20 protein-coding genes are annotated in these 16188 nt (G+C 45.8%); 12 read left to right on the plus strand and 8 right to left on the minus strand.

What is annotated here, in order from left to right; genetic code table 11:
* The first annotated feature begins 16 nt into the window (after positions 1-16).
* Complete coding sequence (locus HPS57_RS13560) at positions 17-649, plus strand: TraX family protein (RefSeq protein WP_172184027.1); 633 nt, start codon at positions 17-19, stop codon at positions 647-649.
* Here HPS57_RS13560 and HPS57_RS14560 read toward each other — a convergent pair.
* The 7 genes from HPS57_RS14560 to HPS57_RS13595 all read right to left on the minus strand — a co-directional run bounded on the left by HPS57_RS14560 (position 641) and on the right by HPS57_RS13595 (position 5897).
* On the minus strand, positions 641-1273 hold the full coding sequence (locus HPS57_RS14560) for a CatB-related O-acetyltransferase (RefSeq protein ID WP_172184029.1): 633 nt from the start codon (positions 1271-1273) through the stop codon (positions 641-643). The two genes, HPS57_RS13560 and HPS57_RS14560, sit on opposite strands and share 9 nt — an antisense overlap.
* A 16-nt stretch (positions 1274-1289) precedes the next feature.
* Positions 1290-1742: a GNAT family N-acetyltransferase gene (locus HPS57_RS13570; protein ID WP_172184031.1), complete on the minus strand. Its 453-nt coding sequence runs from the start codon at positions 1740-1742 to the stop codon at positions 1290-1292.
* A complete protein-coding gene (locus tag HPS57_RS13575; protein ID WP_172184033.1) occupies positions 1742-2023 on the minus strand; it encodes a hypothetical protein in 282 nt (93 codons plus the stop codon). Before HPS57_RS13575 ends, HPS57_RS13570 begins: the two co-directional genes overlap by 1 nt.
* A gap of 38 nt (positions 2024-2061) precedes the next feature.
* Entirely contained in the window at positions 2062-2598 is a 537-nt protein-coding gene (locus HPS57_RS13580; protein ID WP_172184035.1) for a flavodoxin family protein, read from the minus strand.
* Positions 2599-2636: 38 nt separating this feature from the next.
* Positions 2637-4547 carry a PGN_0703 family putative restriction endonuclease gene (locus tag HPS57_RS13585; protein WP_172184037.1) on the minus strand — a complete coding sequence of 637 codons (1911 nt, stop codon included), beginning with the start codon at positions 4545-4547 and terminating at the stop codon, positions 2637-2639.
* Positions 4548-4558: 11 nt separating this feature from the next.
* The gene (locus HPS57_RS13590) at positions 4559-5152 is read right to left on the minus strand and encodes a metallophosphoesterase family protein (protein WP_172184039.1); all 594 of its coding nucleotides are present in this window, start codon (positions 5150-5152) and stop codon (positions 4559-4561) included.
* Between the two features lie 91 nt (positions 5153-5243).
* Entirely contained in the window at positions 5244-5897 is a 654-nt protein-coding gene (locus HPS57_RS13595; protein ID WP_172184041.1) for a glucosaminidase domain-containing protein, read from the minus strand.
* A gap of 84 nt (positions 5898-5981) precedes the next feature.
* Here HPS57_RS13595 and HPS57_RS13600 point away from each other — a divergent pair, with 84 nt between their 5' ends.
* From HPS57_RS13600 to HPS57_RS13640, 9 genes are all read left to right on the plus strand, one after another.
* Positions 5982-6764 (plus strand): DUF4099 domain-containing protein, encoded by a 783-nt coding sequence (locus tag HPS57_RS13600; protein WP_172184043.1) that lies wholly within the window; start codon positions 5982-5984, stop codon positions 6762-6764.
* A 4-nt stretch (positions 6765-6768) separates the two neighbouring features.
* Positions 6769-8028: a MutS N-terminal domain-containing protein gene (locus tag HPS57_RS13605; RefSeq protein WP_172184046.1), complete on the plus strand. Its 1260-nt coding sequence runs from the start codon at positions 6769-6771 to the stop codon at positions 8026-8028.
* 44 nt (positions 8029-8072) lie between these two features.
* A complete protein-coding gene (locus tag HPS57_RS13610) occupies positions 8073-8306 on the plus strand; it encodes a hypothetical protein (protein ID WP_172184048.1) in 234 nt (77 codons plus the stop codon).
* On the plus strand, positions 8290-9621 hold the full coding sequence (locus HPS57_RS13615; RefSeq protein WP_172184050.1) for an ArdC family protein: 1332 nt from the start codon (positions 8290-8292) through the stop codon (positions 9619-9621). Before HPS57_RS13610 ends, HPS57_RS13615 begins: the two co-directional genes overlap by 17 nt.
* Before the next feature lie 32 nt (positions 9622-9653).
* A complete protein-coding gene (locus HPS57_RS13620) occupies positions 9654-10838 on the plus strand; it encodes a toprim domain-containing protein (RefSeq protein WP_172184051.1) in 1185 nt (394 codons plus the stop codon).
* Between the two features lie 5 nt (positions 10839-10843).
* Positions 10844-11581: a hypothetical protein gene (locus HPS57_RS13625; RefSeq protein WP_172184052.1), complete on the plus strand. Its 738-nt coding sequence runs from the start codon at positions 10844-10846 to the stop codon at positions 11579-11581.
* A 36-nt stretch (positions 11582-11617) separates the two neighbouring features.
* The gene (locus HPS57_RS13630) at positions 11618-12163 is read left to right on the plus strand and encodes a topoisomerase C-terminal repeat-containing protein (protein ID WP_172184053.1); all 546 of its coding nucleotides are present in this window, start codon (positions 11618-11620) and stop codon (positions 12161-12163) included.
* Positions 12160-12705, plus strand: coding sequence for a hypothetical protein (locus tag HPS57_RS13635; RefSeq protein ID WP_172184054.1), 546 nt, complete (start codon positions 12160-12162; stop codon positions 12703-12705). The genes HPS57_RS13630 and HPS57_RS13635 overlap by 4 nt, the downstream gene beginning before the upstream one ends.
* Before the next feature lie 99 nt (positions 12706-12804).
* The gene (locus HPS57_RS13640) at positions 12805-12987 is read left to right on the plus strand and encodes a BF3379 family histone-like protein (RefSeq protein WP_172184055.1); all 183 of its coding nucleotides are present in this window, start codon (positions 12805-12807) and stop codon (positions 12985-12987) included.
* Positions 12988-13144: 157 nt separating this feature from the next.
* Here HPS57_RS13640 and HPS57_RS14410 read toward each other — a convergent pair whose 3' ends face one another.
* Positions 13145-13930, minus strand: coding sequence for a PD-(D/E)XK nuclease domain-containing protein (locus tag HPS57_RS14410; RefSeq protein WP_253946585.1), 786 nt, complete (start codon positions 13928-13930; stop codon positions 13145-13147).
* 507 nt (positions 13931-14437) lie between these two features.
* Between HPS57_RS14410 and HPS57_RS13650 the strand changes: the two genes are divergently transcribed.
* Positions 14438-14860, plus strand: coding sequence for a PcfK-like family protein (locus HPS57_RS13650; RefSeq protein WP_172184056.1), 423 nt, complete (start codon positions 14438-14440; stop codon positions 14858-14860).
* Between the two features lie 3 nt (positions 14861-14863).
* Positions 14864-16144 (plus strand): PcfJ domain-containing protein, encoded by a 1281-nt coding sequence (locus HPS57_RS13655; protein ID WP_172184058.1) that lies wholly within the window; start codon positions 14864-14866, stop codon positions 16142-16144.
* The last annotated feature ends 44 nt before the right edge of the window (positions 16145-16188 follow it).

Raw genomic sequence — 16188 nt, forward strand, 5'->3', positions numbered from 1 at the left:
CAAATCTGTTTTTCTAATGACAGTCATTAGAAATAAAGACAACTATATCTCTAATGACCGATTTGGGATAAACTATGAGGTGATGCGTTGCTTAGGGCGCATCGCCTTTCCCGTATTCGCTTTCCTGATTGCGGAAGGCTTTGCCCATACCCGGAATCGGAAGAGATACTTCGGGCTATTGCTGGGCTTTGCTGTTGTCAGTGAAATCCCGTGGTATCTGCTGAACGGTGCTGATGGTACGCACAATGTGATGTTTACGCTGGCTTTGGGAGTGGTGGCTTTGGCTTCTTTTGAGATATTGAAAAAGGATGGCATACTTTGTATCTGTGCCATCCTTCTTATAGCTTGGTTCGCCACTTGGTCGGGTGTTGATTATGAGTGGCGGGGTGTTTTGATGATTGTCATCTTTTATTTGTTGGGCAACCTGAATAGTAATGCTTTCCCTTTTGGTAGAATGTTACCGTTACTTTGTGCCTTTCCCTTGATGATGCACTACGGGATAATTGGTGTCATGCTTGCCTGTATGGTTATCTTTTTGTACGATGGAACAAGAGGATTCATACAAGGAAGCATGGCAAAATATGGATTTTATATGTTCTATCCGGGGCATTTAGGACTGATTTTCTTGTGTGAACGTTTTTTATCGTAGCATCTGTTTCAACTTGACCTTGACTTGCGACAAGTCGCTGTCAGTCAATACAGGTATTAACTCCTGAATTTCGTCCACGCTCTTGTCCCACCATTTCAACTGCATAAGAATGGCAATCAATTCATCATCGAACCGTTTGCGAATTACTTTTGCCGGATTTCCTGCCACGACAGAATAAGGCTCCACATCATGGGTTACTACACTGTTCAGTCCGATAATAGCACCGTCACCGATGTGAACGCCGGGAAGAATTACTGCATTCTGGCCAATCCAGACATCGTTGCCAACCACCGTGTCACCTTTTATCAGCAGGTCTTCCAATTGGGGAGGTATTTGTTCCCATCCCATAACGTAGAATGGATATGTTGATACGGCGTTCATCTGATGATTCGCCCCGTTCATAATGAATGTAACCCCTGTTGCTATCTGGCAAAAACGACCTATTATAAGCTTGTCGCCAATAAACTCGTAATGATGGAGTACATGCTTTTCAAAATCAACGTCACTGAAATAGGTAAAGTCACCTACAAGGATGTTGGGCTTTGTAATCGTTGGCTTTACCTGAGTAACTGTATGACATCCTTTTATGGGATATATTTCATGAGGGTCGGGCTGTTTGTTCATACTTTAGAGTTTGTTTTTATAAATTAATCTGATAGACTCTCGTCTTTTCACCCCACGGATGATAACAAAAGCCAATAAATTCAAATCCGAATCTCTCATAATAACCGATATGGTCAGTACATAGATTCAATGAGTTGAATCCATACATTCTTGCATCATTTATAGCTTTATCAATGAGCTGTCTGGCCAAATTATGACCACGATGATTTTCTTCTATGAAAAGAGCTGCCAACCATGGATATAAATCCATGCGTGAGTTGAAATCATTGGTGATAAGACCGGCACACCCAATTATCTCTGTACCATCTATCAGCAAATACCATTGTGGCAATGGATTATCTGCACAAAGGCTGTTTCTAAGGCAATTGTCATAAACTTGCATAGAATCCTCTGTTGCCCATTTTCGTTGAAAATAAGCGATTGCCCGTTCAAGATATTCGGGTGAATGCCGTAATGATATTACATCCATTAAATATTATCATTTACATATTGGCGGATGGCAGCTTCGTTCGGAAGCCATTCTTCACCGCCAAAGTCATAAATAAAATTCAGGACAGCGACATCATCATTGGGAATTGTCAGATTACTCTCTTCAAGATACATAATCTCCACACTCAAATCATCATGATTGATTCGTAAGTATGTATCTTCGATGTAATCATCTTCGTCCATACGTTGCTCTATGGCAGTTATGATATTCCAAATCAGCTTCTCCGCCTGATCTTCTGTGAGTTCGTACTTATATCTCATATTCTTGTGGTATTGTCCAGCCCGTTATTCAGAAATCATTATACCTTACGTCCCATTTCGTATGCTTCTGCAAGGGCTGGATGATTAGCGATGTCCCCACGGTTGTTGACTCCTCCGGCAAACACCGTTCCCTTGCAAGACAGACGCTCGAAACAGTCTACCCAGCCTTGAAGGGCGGTCTTTGCGCCATTCACTACTTCGGCTTCATCCTCGGCAGCGGTAGCCAACAGGTAGGTTTCCGTAAAATGGTAGTCGGTATCATATAGAGGATTGCCGCGATCTATCATTGTCTTCATTTGTCCGCTGACGCTGTAATAGTAGATAGGCGTAGCCCATACGACCACATCGGCATCGTGCATCTTCTCTACAATGACATTGGCATCATCCTTGATGACGCAACGGTTCGTCTTTCCACAAGTCAGGCAACCACGACAAAAGGCAATGTTCTTGTCGCAAAGGTTGATGAACTCCACTTCGTGTCCGGCTTCGGAAGCACCGCGTTCAAATTCGTGTGCCAGCGTATCTGAATTGCCACCTTTTCGTGGACTTGTACTGATAATCAATATCTTTTTCATAAGTTCCTCTTTTGGGGTGCAAAATTACATCTTTTTTGTCATAGGTCATCATAATATCTGGTTCTTAAATAATTGACAACCCCATCATATCGTGAATCTTGCGAAAGGGAATCCGGTATAGCTATAGAATCAACAGGAATATAGCGTTTTCTACCTTCTTCTTTCAGCAGACTTTTCCATATATCCACCATGCCTTTTTCGCCAAATCCGTCTTGATGCGCATCTAACAAAATACGATTGCTGCCATGAACAATATGAACGTGTAAGTAGTCATCTGCTTTTGCCCAATTCGTTCCTTCATTCCCTGTTTTAATCATTTGTTCGCACCACAGCGTCTGCCGCATAAGTTGATAGTACGGTTCTACGAAAAAGACAGACCCTTTGATGTTTTCTACCGCATGGCAGTTTATATAGTCCGATTCTTTTATCAAGTCTTGGTATCGGTCAATTCTTTCTTCTCCTTTTTCATCGAGCGATTTGTTTTCCGCTCCATAACATTCGGTATATTTCCATTCAATCGCTATGAGAGTTTTCAATCCACCTTTTTCTGCAACTACGGCAGCATCTATGGAAGTACAATTCGCACCTCGACTTACTTGTTTTTCGTTCAGCAGGTCTCGGTGGCTTACAACTTCAAATGCGATGTATGAGGCAGCGGTGTTCTGATTGTCACATACCACAGGGGCAACATCATCAAATTGTTGGCCTGTGAGGTGATTGATAACATGAAGAACCATTGTCTTGTCGTTCCGAAACGTAAACAGGTGGTTCAAGCAGGAGACCTGCGAGGAAAGGATGTGATTGGGTATTAGCGCACCACCCCAAAACACAACATGATTATCCGTAAAATATCGTTTCACATCCTCCACAATACCTTCCATTAGGTTGTTATCGCCGCATACAAGGCAGTATGGACGATTGTAACCTTTGAATGCACCGCCTCCTGTATCATATCTGAATACTCCTGTTCCAAGTAACCTCATTTGCCGTAACTTTTCGGAAGAGGCAAATGATATGTGACTCACATCTATTTTGATTTCCTCCCATCGGTACTCAGTTCCACCGGAACTTAAAAGTCTTATAGCGTTATCTGTCAATAACGGATGACGCAGGGGTGATAGAAATATTCCTCTAACAGACACGCATTCGTTATTGAGCCACATCTTGTAAAATGTCTCGAAATTGCGGTAATTGCACTTAGCCGCAATTCTAACTCCGGCATCAGCCGTATCATATTTGACTGTCTTATTCGTCATCAAGTCCGTTATGATATTGACATAAAAGAATAATTCAGAGATGATGCCGACTGTGTTGTTCTCCTCGGTTTTGAGTTCGTAGATTAAAAGTGAACGTTGTTTCTTGTCAATCGACCATATATCAATAGCAGATGCTTCACCGGGCATTACTCTGGTATATTTGCTCTTTTTGTCAAAAAAGACACCTACCGGAAGTTGCCGCCCATATAGGTTTATTTCATTGTTATGCTCCTTGCAGTATGTCTCTTCCATAATAGCCTCCTGCGCTTTTGGCTGTGAGCATTCTCCTGTGGGACAGTTAAGAACCATCCTGTATGAATACTTTTCAAAGAATCTATTCACTTGCCGTTGGAGGACATCAGACATAGAAGCCCAATCGTAAGTTTGGCAGAATTTACCCAAACGGTATAGGAATCTCTTGAAATGAAGTCCTTCCAATTCTGAGGAAACAAACAGGTTATCTAAAATTTCGGATGAAACACCTGTTGTAATTTTCACATTGAACGAAGTGGCTTGCTCCTTGTCAAGTTTCGCTTTGAGGCAAACAGCCCATCCTTCAAAGCAGGCACAGTTCTCTTGCATATTGCTTGTCATGCCATTGTGAGACAATGTTATGTGTATGGAGTTGTCATCTATTTCAAAATTCATAGAATGAGGCAAAGTGATATTCTTTATCAGATATTTATTAGCCATATGACAATGTATTAAAATTCCAGTAGGTTTGGAGCATTAAGGTTTGTGTAGTCTGTGTTCATGATTGCACCGTTTGAGAATGTTATGCCGGACTCGTTTGTGATACCATGTTGTGCATGGATATGACCGAACAGATGCAATGTGGGACGGACATCGTTAATCCTTGCCAGTATCTCCTTACTGCCATAATTGATACTGTCATCAAAATCAAGAATGCCATACGCAGGCGAATGAGTAATCAGCACTTTGGTATCAAGCGGAATCTGGGCTATATTCCTGTTTTGCCGTTCGGTAATACAGTCACCCATAAACATAGGCACTCCATAAAATTTCACTCCCCCGATTTCCACACCGGAGTTGCATAGATAATGTACATTTTCATCAAGTCCGTCAATATTGGCCCCATATAGGCAATCATCATGGTTGCCACAGATGAAAATCTTATGCTCATACGGCTGGTCGCAGAACCAGTTGAGGAAATCAAGTGCTTCCTGTTCGGAGCCTGTCATAGTGAAGTCACCGGAATGTACCAGCACATCAGCCTTCGGCATATTGATTAACTGATTATGGCAGCCATGTGTATCTGATAGGTGTAATATCTTCATTTTGTTCTTCGTACTTGAATAGTTTTTCAATATGCAAATGTACGAATTTTATCTGAAAATCAGGGTTGTACAAGCGTTTCAGTTTCAAGGTTTAAGTGTTTTTACGATTTGTATTCATTGCAAGCGGTTCTTGTAATGTCTTTAGTACGCCAATAACAGCCCTGACATATCCCGGATCTTCCGCATAGCCGATGTCCCTCAGCCAAAGCAGGTAATTACCACCTTTATACTTGTACTGCACCTTCGTATAATAGGCACGGACGCTTTCCGTCCAATGGCCGAACTCATAGTATTTTCCCGTGTGGGGATTGGTCAGCCCGAAAAGGTTGTGCCGTTCCCGGCATAGTGATGAGCGGAACCAACCTGTTTCCAGAATGGCTTGCGCCAATACCACTTTCGGATATAGGATGCCGTTCCGCCTGATTTCTTCATAGAGGTTATGTATTGTCAATTCTGGAAGGTCTGAACCGCTCTTTGGGGAGATTGATTTTGCAGACGTGCTATCGTTACATTTTTGGGCACTGGGACTATTGTAGCGATGTTTTTTCGATTTTGCCTCAATCGTGTCTGTGTTGGCTGTTTTGATTGAATCAATATCTGTTTTTACCTTATTATCAATGTATAACAAGGATTTATCATCAGGAATCGGAATAATATCCTTTCCTTTTGTAATCGTGTAGAACTGCGCCGATGCCATAACAGGCAAAAACAGCATGAGTAATGTAATCCGAATAGTGTTGTGCATTTCTTTTTACGGCTTTTATGACAGATAATTTTGCATTGAACATTGCGGTTCCAACCGCAAAATTAACAGCTCAATTATCGTGATATGGAATTACACAACAGAAATCAAACCGAACTGCTGCCATACGAGAAACTGGCAGTATTGGGTATCGACCGGGAGAAAGCTGACAATCTGCCCGTAGAGGTAAAGGAGAAGCTGGTTTCCGGCGAAGTAACGCCTATTGTACAGGTTTCTATCAGTACCCAAAAAGGTAACGTAATCTCGTTACCGCTCAAATTGCAACTGGCGGCAGACGCTAACGGAGAGCCCGCGCTTATCGCTTATCCGGTCAGAGCCGCCCTTGAACAGGAACGCAATCCGGCACTTCGGCTGACAGAGCAGGAAGCGGCACGACTGGTTAAAGGGGAAGTCTTGCAGAAATCCGTAGAGGTGAACGGAGAAAAGACCCGGCAGTATCTCCAGCTCGACCCCGAAACGCAATCGGTCATCCACCGCAGAGTGACCGACCTCAAACTGGACCAGAAGCTCCGTGAAATGGAAAAGGTCAACGACATCGAACTGGGTACACAGCAGAAGCAGCAGGTACGTGAGGGCAAGCCCGTGGAGCTGAATGTAGGCGGCGAAAAGGTGTCTGTCGGCATTGACCTCAAAGAGCCGCAGGGCTTCAAAGTTATCAAGGGGGATATGAAAGAATGGGAAAACCGGCAGAAGCTCCGCTATGACGAGCAGCATCCCGAATACCTTGGCTATGTGATGACGGACAAGAACCGTTGGGAGTATCAGCAGGTGGTTGACAAGCAATCCAAAGAGAGAGCCATCAAGTTAGGCGGTGATTCCGAGAAACGAAGTAACGGTCTTAAACTATAATACTATGGCAAAACAAAGTAATAAAGAAACGAACACCATCAAGCAGTTTAATGGGTTGAAGCGGAAGCATCCCGATGCCTTGCTGTTGTTCAGGCAGGGCAACTTCTACGAACTCTACAAGGAGGATGCCGTAAAAGCCACGGTGATACTTGCCATCGACATCACGGATAAGCTCCTTCCCGGTGGAAAGGAAAAAGTGCCGACATTGCGTTTCCCTCGCTCGGAGCTTGACACCCATCTTCCCAAGCTGATTCGCGCAGGGGCAAGGGTTGCCATCTGTGACCCGCTTGACAATCCCTTGCAAAAGAAAGCGGAAGACAAAAAGCAACAATCCATTTCAAACAACGAAGATATGGCTAAGAAAAAGAAAGAAAAGGTCGTGCAGGAAGAACCTGTCAAGGCAGTGAAGAATGCAGCCGAAGACAAACCTGCCCAAGAAAAGAAAGAGGGTGTGAAAGCCGAATCCAAGAACGAACAGAAGTCCGAGGAGAAGCAAGAGCACAAGCCCCGTGAGCCGCAGATGGTGACAACCAACGGCGAGAAAGTGACCCACGGACACGCCTACCAGAGCAAGGAGAAGCCGGAGGACTGGTACTTCACCGCCAAGATGGACGGCAAACAGTTGAAGCCGCAAAAGATGGACGCTGCCGACCTTGTCGCCTATCAGAAGAAGGAAATGACTGTACCCCAACTGATGGAACGCTACTATCCCACCAAACTCCAGCCCAAGGTGTCGGAAGAAGCGTTCAAGATGCCCAAGTCGATGGCGGGCCCGGAGGGTAACATCACCGTGGAGAAGTTCAATGTCTATAAGGAGAAGGACGAGCAGCGTCCCGACTTCGGCAAGTACAAGTTCTATGCGCAGGTGGGCGATGCCAAGATGTCGGCGGTAGCCTCCCGTCAGGACCTGAACGCCTACTTTGACCGGGTAACGACCCCTGAAAAGTTAGTGGAGAAGAACTTCGGCGAGAAGCTGCACCTGCAATCCGCCTACGAGAAATACAGCCTGCCCGAAGGGGTGGATGCCAAAGGGGTACGTGTGGCCAAAGACCGCACCGATAACAAGTGGAAAGTGTCTGTCGATATGGGCGATAAAGGAAAGACCTCCAGACAGGAAATATCCTTTGATGACGGCTATTCGCTTTTCAAGACCAAGACGGCAACCCGTGAGCAGATTGCTGCCAAATATCTCACCACGGAGATTGCAGGGATGTTGGCAGCCCATACCGCCAAAGTAGAGAAAACGGCTTCCATCAAAATGTAAAGACAATATATCAATCAACAAGTCAAATAATTAAGTAAAGAAATATGGCAACAGCGAAAAAGAATCACGAAGAACTGGTAGAGATTCTTCAGGAGGGACGCATCAACTACCTCGAATTTGTATTGAGTGGCGAAGATGCGGAGGATTTTCAGGAGTGGTGCCGCTCCCACAGTACAGACCCCACGGAGGAATCCGCCGAGTTTTATGTAGAACAGACGGACATCGCACGGATGGATAGCCAACTGATAGATGACGAGGACTATGGCGTATGGAACTAACTCACCGGGCAACTCCGGGCAGGCTGCCATCGACCGCTTCGCCGAAATGATGATCGGGCGTATGCAGGAGATGAAAGATACCGGCTGGAAGAAAGGCTGGATAGGCGGTGCGTCCGGTTACAACGGACTTCCGCAGAACGTGGGCGGACGCAACTACTCCGGCTCCAACTCGTTCTTCCTGCAACTCCAGACAGCCGCCAAAGGCTACCAACTTCCGGTCTATCTGACCTTCAAGCAGGCGCACAACCTGAAAGCGCACGTCCTCAAAGGCGAGAAGGCGTTTCCGGTGGTCTATTGGGACATGATGGTGAAGGACAAGAACGGAAAGCGTGTCAGTTCCGAGGAATACCGGGCGATGAGCAAGGAAGAGAAAAAGGAGATGGAAACGATTCCCTTCGCCAAGGCGTTCCCCGTCTATAACGTGGCGCAGACCAATCTGGCCGAAGTGCAGCCTGAGCGGATGCAGAAGCTATTGGGTAAGTTCAAAGTGCCCGAACTTCGGGATACCGAAGGAATGTACGCCCATGCTTCCTTGGACCGTATGCTCCAGACGCAGGGCTGGATCTGCCCGATACAGGCGGACAAACGCGAGGACGGTGCATACTATTCTCCCTCCGGTGATAGAATTGTGCTTCCCATGAAGGCGCAGTTCAACATCGGCAACACAGCGGAAGAGATTTATCGGGGCGGCATGGAGTTCTATTCGACCATGCTGCACGAGATGACCCATTCCACGATGACCCCTGAACGGCTCAACCGTGAAATGGGCGGCAAGTTCGGCGACCCGAAATATGCGAAGGAGGAACTGGTGGCGGAACTGACAGCGGCGATGATCAGCCACTCGATGGGCTTCGATGCCAAGGTGACCGACAACTCCGCCGCCTATCTGGACTCGTGGATTGGTGTCTTGAAGAAAGAACCCAAGTTCATCGTTTCCGTGATGGCGGACGTGAACAAGGCTTCGGACCTGATACTCGACCATGTGGATAAGCAGCGTTTGGCATTGGGCGAACAGCCGTACCTTGCCAAGAACGATCCTTTTGCCCCGTTGGACCCGAATGAGGAAATACCGTTCAAGAATGCCGCCATCGTGAAGACCCGGAACGGTGACTATGCCATCCGTGCCTCTTACGATGGTGTGGAGCTGGGGCTGAAAGCCGTTTCCAAGGACACGGCACGGACTTTCTTCCAACTGACCGACTACAAGGACAAGGAGGCATTCCTAAACATGACCGCCCGGAAGAGCTATGAGCCGGAACTGGCGATGATGCAACACTCGCAAAGGCAGCATACAAGAGCCGGGATGAGTATGTGACATCTATTATATAATGTATAGGAGAAAACGATATGACCGACTATAAGGTAAATTTTAAGGAACTGAAAGCGCGTGTGGGTGTCGATGATATTGCATACGCTTTGGGCTACCGTCTGGACAGGAAGGCAGGTGTGGGCAGGTATATCGAGCTGGTATTGGGCGAGAACGGCAACAAACGTGACACGATTATCGTCAGCAACCCGAACAACAAAGCCGCCCAAGCCTATTTCCGCAGGGATGGCTCCAAAGGCGATGTGGTCACACTCATACGTGAGAACCTGAACGCCTTTCCCGTGTCCGGCAAGGACGATTGGCAGAAGATAGCCAAGGTACTGGCACGTTTCGCCAATATGCCTGAACCGGAATACCGCGAGGATAGCGATTATGTGAAGTCGTTCAAGACCGATGCCGTGTTTGACAGTTCCCGTTATGAGGTGAAACCGATAAATGCCGAAAGGATTCCGGCTATATTCTCACAACGTGGGTTATCCAATGAAACAGTCAAAGAGCTTGCACCCTTTATCTCTTTAATCAGAGACAAGCGTAACGGGAAGTTTGATGGCTATAATATCGGTTTTCCCTATACGAATGGAAAGGATGATACAATCAAGGGCTATGAGATACGGGGGCATGGCGGTTACAAGTCCAAGGCGGCAGGAACGGATTCATCCACATCGGCATGGGTAGCCGACTTGTCAAACGGTAACAAGGGTATGGTCAAAAGCGTATTCTTCTGTGAATCCGCTTTCGATGCGATGGCATTCTACCAGATGAACAAGGTACAAATGGGTACGGATGTGGCTTTGGTTTCATTGGGCGGTACGTTTTCCGACAAGCAGATAACAAACACGATGGAACGCTTTCCATACGCCCGTGCCTTCGACTGTTTCGACAATGACCTTGCCGGGCGTATTTACGGATTACGCATGATGGCCCTGTTGGAAGGTGTACCGATGAAAATCAATAAGAAATCCGATACCCTTCAGATAGAAGCCAAAGGAAAATCCTTTGAGTTGAACACGGAACGCTCCCTGCTGGCGCAAGTCAGCAAGCATCTATCCATCCGCTACAAGATGGGGCAATGGCTACCGCCCAAGGCTTTCAAGGATTGGAACGATTGCCTGATGAACAAGCCGATGGAAATTATACATTCCCCTCGCAAGGAAGAACGTGAACTGAATTTGACCGAGCGTAGAAAGACCGGTCTTAAAATGTAGTGATTATGAACGGAGTGAAATGGAAACGAACGACACTTGTCCTTCTGTTGTTGGCCGGAGGATTGTCCGGCTATGCCCAACAGACAGACCCGACCCTGACAGCGGCGGTCATTGCGCAGACGGCGGAATTGAAAAGCATCCACAAGAAGCGCAAGCAGACGCAGGAGAAAATCATCGCAGCCGAGACAGCCGTGACCCTTGCCCTTGACCGGGTGCATAGCGTGGAAAACAAGATGCTGGAATACCTGTCGAACGCGCAAGGAGCGGTACAGAACCTGTACCAGATCAAACGGGCGGGGGAACTGGTAACGGTGGAGATACCACGGAATTGCAGCCTGCTGACAAAATCAGTGGGCAAGCGGTTGAAAGGGACAGTCATCGCCTCGATGGTCTCAGACGAACTTACGGACGCAGCCACACAGATGGCGGCTCTCTATCCCTTCATGAAGCAACTGGTGACATTGGGGAGTTATGATGTCACCAATCAGGACGGGAACAAGGAGAAGCACAAGGTCAACCTGCTCAGTTCGGCGGAGCGGTACTACATCGCCACCGAGGTGGTGACAAGATTAGAAACAATCAATACCGACCTCTTCATACTGGCGTGGCAGATACGCACCCTCTCGTGGAACGACCTGTGGTTTTCCCTCGACCCGGAGGGCTGGGCAAACGTGATGTCGGGCAAGAACATCATCAACGGCATCGTGTCGGAATGGAATCAGGGCTACCTGCTGAAATGGTAGCAAGTAATGAACAGTAACAAATTAAACGATAAAGAAATGGAAACAGAAAAGAAAATCATCGGCCGCTGCCCCTTGTGCGACGGCAACGTGGTGAAGACCTGCAAGGGTTATCGCTGTGAGCATAACATCGGTGAGCAGCCGACTTGCGTTCTTAATATCAACGGCATCATCGGCAACCGTAAAATGAATGACAAAGAGATTGCCGAACTGTTGGAACAACGCTGCATCCTGCTGAACGGCTTCGTGACCAAGGAGGGCAAATCATTCCCCACCGTTCTGGAACTGGCGGATGACGGTGCAGTCAATATGCAACCGGTCATCGGGAAGTGCCCTCATTGCGGTGGTGACATCCGTGTGGGAAGCCGGGCGTTCAACTGCTCGAACTATGCCAACCAAGCCGCACCGTGCAGCTTTGCCATTTGGCGCAACATCGGTGGACACCAACTGACATTGGCCGAAGCGAAGGAGATATGCGAGAAGCAAATCACTTCCGCAGAACTGGAAATGTATCGCGAGGACGGAAGCATCTACCGCAAGCGGTTGGGACTTTCTCCCGACAAACTTCAAATCGTGAAGATATGAAACCGGGGGCATTGATAAAATTTATCCTGATAGCGACCGTCCTGTTTTGGGGCGGTGTGACAGGCTTCGTATATTACACCAACCAACCGCAGAAACGGGCGGTGGAGGTAGCGAAGAAAGCATTGCTGGCTACAGCGGATAATCCTGAATCTATACAGATAAAAGGTATCAGCAAGGTGGACTCCATCTTCGGCAAGGAGTATGTGAACCAACACGAACAGATGGCTCTATCGGTGACGCTGATGAAACTCGGTCAGGAAATGATGAAGGAGGATTGTTTGGAGAACATCGGTACTGACCTTGAACATTGGGAGATACCGGGGCAGATGAAGCAACGGATGGAGGCGATGACCGCCCTTCGTGAACTTGTCGGTACGGGTATGCTTGAAAGCAACAAACCGAAGCCATTCAACGGCTGGAAAGTGAAGATAGAATACGAGGCGAAAGCTACTGACGGCAATCCCTATCGCTCCGAATACTGGTGCATCTTGGATAAGAAGGCAAATTGTGTGGTCAAATCGTTTGAAATCCCATTGCTATAAACATACGTATGTAGTGAGTTACTACTAACGTATGTAGCAAACGATGAGATACGTATGTCTCTTTTTACCCCATAAAAAACTCATTAAAACAATCGAAATATGAAAGAATTGATAGGACAACTCGAACCGAAAATGACGGCATTGCTGCAAAATGCCAAGTTGCAAATGGAGAAAGGAAACAAAGCGGCAGGGCTTCGTGCCCGGCGCATATCGCTCGACATAGAACCGCTCTTGAAGCAGTTCCGTAAACAATCCCTTGCCGCTTCGCAAGTAAAGGAGTAGAATATTCTTCCTCTTGACAATCTGTTGGGAATCCTGGTGCTTTTGAACAAGCATCGGGGATTTTTGATACAAAAATACGGAGTACCGTCACAACGGTAAGTGACGGTACTTTACTTAAAGTAATAGTAAGTCCACAGATTACAATATTTTTGTTATATTATTGCGGAGTTATTATGGTTATTACTTTTAATTCATTATGTCCTTGACTTAAATCGCTTTCAATTCCCACAGGATTCACCACCCTCCCTTCCGGGTCATAAACAAAACAAACTAAAGTTTTACAATCTGGATGAACTGCATATTTTCCTATATCAATAATTAATTGATTTCCAATCTCTTTTGCATCTAAACCCTTCCGAGTTTTTTTTATCTCAATTACAATTTTTTCCTTTTTAAGAAGGAAGTCCATACGAGAAGCACCACCAGCATAGCTTGGAGTCCATTCTTCTGAACGAATATCATCAAAGTACAATCTTAATAAGGAATGAATCAAATCTTGTACATCATATTCATCTTCGATATTAATGGTTGGACGATTATTATGACGATTTCTTAATTGTCTGGCTACTTGATGAAAATGATTGCAAATATTTTTTATTATGGCTATAGAATCATTTGATGCGTTTAACTCAGTATTATCCAAAAGGCTTATTTCTGTAATCATTCCCCTAATTAAAATAGAGTATCCTTCTAGTCTACGTTGATAGATTGCATGATAATCTTTTTGACTATCATCAAAAGAAGACACATAAAAATCAGGAAAAAGTTTCTTTTTTGTTTCCTTGAAATTTGAAGATTCCTCTCCAAAAATAGATTTTACAATAGCCAAAGTCTTTGCTTTCCATTCTTGATATTTCGTATCTTCTTCCTTAATTGTTTTTAAGAAAGGTATTTTTTCTAATTGAGCGTTTAGAGATTCTAAGGCTTTCTTTTTTTTCATCATATTTGCAATTTCTTATTACGGATTTAGCTTTTGTACAAAACATTAGAGCATTTGTCTACTCTATTTTTTACAAATGTATAATTTATTTTTTAGAACGAAGTAAAATGTATGTTTGTACTATGTCAATTTTTCAACTCTTAACAAGTGTCGGGATTTTCTTTTTATCCGGCAGGCATCTTGCATCCGGGATTTTTGATACAAAAATACGGAGTACCGTCACGGGCGGCAAGTGCCGTTTCGCTTGTCTGTAAGGCAAACGTCCGGCAGCCTTCCGCAATTTGTGCCAAATTGGGTATTCCCTCCGTTTCCCTTCATCCACACTTGCCTTATGTGCCTCAGGTACTCCGTGAGGAAGGCATCAAAAATTTCCCGAAAACAAGAAGCCAAAGGCTTCAAACAAAAGGGAAATAAACGATTAGCGAGAGCAGAGAGATGCTTGCTTATCTATGCCGAGCGTGAGTTTATTGCGCAAAGCGAAAAGAATTAGAAATCAAAATTAGCAGAACAATGAAAGGAACAGCGCAATTCAAAGAAATCATCAAGAACTATCTTGACAATCGGGCAAAGGAAGATGAACTTTTCCGTGTCAAGTACGAAACCACGACACGCACCATTGACGATGTGGTAACATATATACTCAACGAGGTGCAGCGGTCGGGATGCTGCGGATTTGCAGACGAGGAAATTTTCTCAATGGCGGTTCACGTAGTGGATGAGCCTACCCTTGAAATCGGTAAACCTTTGCAGTGCGGTGTGGTGGTCAATCACCACATCGAACTGACAGAGGAAGAAAAGGCGGAACAGCGGAAAGCTGCCATGCAACGCTATCAGGACGAGGAACTGCGCAAGATACAGCAACGCAATTCCAGACCCAAAGCGGTCAAACCCAAAGCGACCCAGCAACCCGAACTCTCACTATTTGACTTTTGAACCATGAAACCGAGAAACAAATTTGAAAAAGCGGTGGTAGCCTCCAATGCGAGGCTTACCGCCATCAGTTATAAAGCCGAAGAATGGGCAATCAAGAACGTGGTGAAGCATATCGCTTTCCGTACATCAGGGCATAAGTGTACCTGTGGTGATTGTGGCGAGAAGTTTGAACACAAGGGAAAAGGGAATGTAACTATCCCTTGTCCGCATTGTGGACATAAGGTTGAGATTGTAGATACGCTGAAACGCAAACGGAAAGAAGCGAACTACTTTTCTATCCTTGAAGCCATTGACGGCTTGCAGGTGCAGAAGGTATTCCTTTTGTCGGTTATCTACAGCAAAGGCAACCCGATAAAAACAGATTGCAGGGAGGTATGCCGTATGTGGGTCAATGTGCAAGGCAAGGTGGCGGTAACGACTCGCAAGAGGGCTATGGGATACTATGTGGATAGCTTCAACTGGGGTTCTTCCATTGAACTGAGAAACTTGTATGATGTGCATTGGTGCATTTCCGATGCCTATATCTATCCCCGATATTCGCTCATTCCCGAACTGAGACGCAACGGACTGAAAGGCAGATTGCCGGAGAATTGCCATTTGTGCAGGCTGATGTCGGCTTTGTTATCCGATAATCGGATAGAAACGCTGATGAAGTGCGGAAACCGCAAGGCGGTAGCCTATTTCGTGAACCATCCACGTGAACTTGATGCTTGTTGGGCATCCTACAAGATAGCTGCAAGACACCGCTATGTACCGAAGGACTACGGAATGTGGTGCGACACCATACGTTTACTCGAAAAGTGCGGCAAGGACATCCGCAGCATGAAATATATCTGTCCGAAAGACCTTAAAGCGGAACACGACCGCTGGCTGCATAAGGTGAATGTAGCGGAGGAAAAGCGCAGAAGCATAGAGAAGTTACAAAGAGCCAAGCAGCGAGAAGATGAGTTTTACAAGAATAAATCTTGTTTCTTTGGTATTGTCATTACCGACAATGATATTGAGATTTCCGTATTGGACTCTTTGGAGGCATACAAGGCAGAGGGTGAAAAGATGAAGCATTGCGTATTCCAGTGCGAATACTATGCCAAGAGGGATTCAGTCATCCTTTCCGCTCACGACCTGCAAGGCAACCGCATCGAGACGGTGGAGTTCTCGCTCAGTCAAGGCAAGGTGATACAGAGCCGTGGGGTATGCAACCAAAACACGGAGTATCACGACCGCATCATCAAGTTGGTAAACGATAACGCCCACCGCTTCTTGAAAGCAAGGGAAACAGCATAAGTTCCTGATAATTGTTCTGAGTCCCCGACTTGCGTTGTGAAACG

The organism is Palleniella intestinalis (genome assembly GCF_013166595.1).
GTDB classification, from domain to species: domain Bacteria; phylum Bacteroidota; class Bacteroidia; order Bacteroidales; family Bacteroidaceae; genus Prevotella; species Prevotella intestinalis.

Excerpts from the sequence above, each read along its gene's own strand:
- HPS57_RS13605 (WP_172184046.1), top strand. The coding sequence starts at position 6,769 with ATGGCAAAACAAAGTAATAAAGAAACGAACACCATCAAGCAGTTTAAT.
- HPS57_RS13650 (WP_172184056.1), top strand. The coding sequence starts at position 14,438 with ATGAAAGGAACAGCGCAATTCAAAGAAATCATCAAGAACTATCTTGAC.
- HPS57_RS13615 (WP_172184050.1), top strand. The coding sequence starts at position 8,290 with ATGGCGTATGGAACTAACTCACCGGGCAACTCCGGGCAGGCTGCCATC.
- HPS57_RS13610 (WP_172184048.1), top strand. The coding sequence starts at position 8,073 with ATGGCAACAGCGAAAAAGAATCACGAAGAACTGGTAGAGATTCTTCAG.
- HPS57_RS14410 (WP_253946585.1), bottom strand. The coding sequence starts at position 13,930 with ATGATGAAAAAAAAGAAAGCCTTAGAATCTCTAAACGCTCAATTAGAA.
- HPS57_RS13575 (WP_172184033.1), bottom strand. The coding sequence starts at position 2,023 with ATGAGATATAAGTACGAACTCACAGAAGATCAGGCGGAGAAGCTGATT.
- HPS57_RS13655 (WP_172184058.1), top strand. The coding sequence starts at position 14,864 with ATGAAACCGAGAAACAAATTTGAAAAAGCGGTGGTAGCCTCCAATGCG.
- HPS57_RS14560 (WP_172184029.1), bottom strand. The coding sequence starts at position 1,273 with ATGAACAAACAGCCCGACCCTCATGAAATATATCCCATAAAAGGATGT.
- HPS57_RS13590 (WP_172184039.1), bottom strand. The coding sequence starts at position 5,152 with ATGAAGATATTACACCTATCAGATACACATGGCTGCCATAATCAGTTA.
- HPS57_RS13630 (WP_172184053.1), top strand. The coding sequence starts at position 11,618 with ATGGAAACAGAAAAGAAAATCATCGGCCGCTGCCCCTTGTGCGACGGC.
- HPS57_RS13625 (WP_172184052.1), top strand. The coding sequence starts at position 10,844 with ATGAACGGAGTGAAATGGAAACGAACGACACTTGTCCTTCTGTTGTTG.
- HPS57_RS13620 (WP_172184051.1), top strand. The coding sequence starts at position 9,654 with ATGACCGACTATAAGGTAAATTTTAAGGAACTGAAAGCGCGTGTGGGT.
- HPS57_RS13585 (WP_172184037.1), bottom strand. The coding sequence starts at position 4,547 with ATGGCTAATAAATATCTGATAAAGAATATCACTTTGCCTCATTCTATG.
- HPS57_RS13560 (WP_172184027.1), top strand. The coding sequence starts at position 17 with ATGACAGTCATTAGAAATAAAGACAACTATATCTCTAATGACCGATTT.
- HPS57_RS13595 (WP_172184041.1), bottom strand. The coding sequence starts at position 5,897 with ATGCACAACACTATTCGGATTACATTACTCATGCTGTTTTTGCCTGTT.
- HPS57_RS13640 (WP_172184055.1), top strand. The coding sequence starts at position 12,805 with ATGAAAGAATTGATAGGACAACTCGAACCGAAAATGACGGCATTGCTG.
- HPS57_RS13635 (WP_172184054.1), top strand. The coding sequence starts at position 12,160 with ATGAAACCGGGGGCATTGATAAAATTTATCCTGATAGCGACCGTCCTG.
- HPS57_RS13580 (WP_172184035.1), bottom strand. The coding sequence starts at position 2,598 with ATGAAAAAGATATTGATTATCAGTACAAGTCCACGAAAAGGTGGCAAT.
- HPS57_RS13600 (WP_172184043.1), top strand. The coding sequence starts at position 5,982 with ATGGAATTACACAACAGAAATCAAACCGAACTGCTGCCATACGAGAAA.
- HPS57_RS13570 (WP_172184031.1), bottom strand. The coding sequence starts at position 1,742 with ATGGATGTAATATCATTACGGCATTCACCCGAATATCTTGAACGGGCA.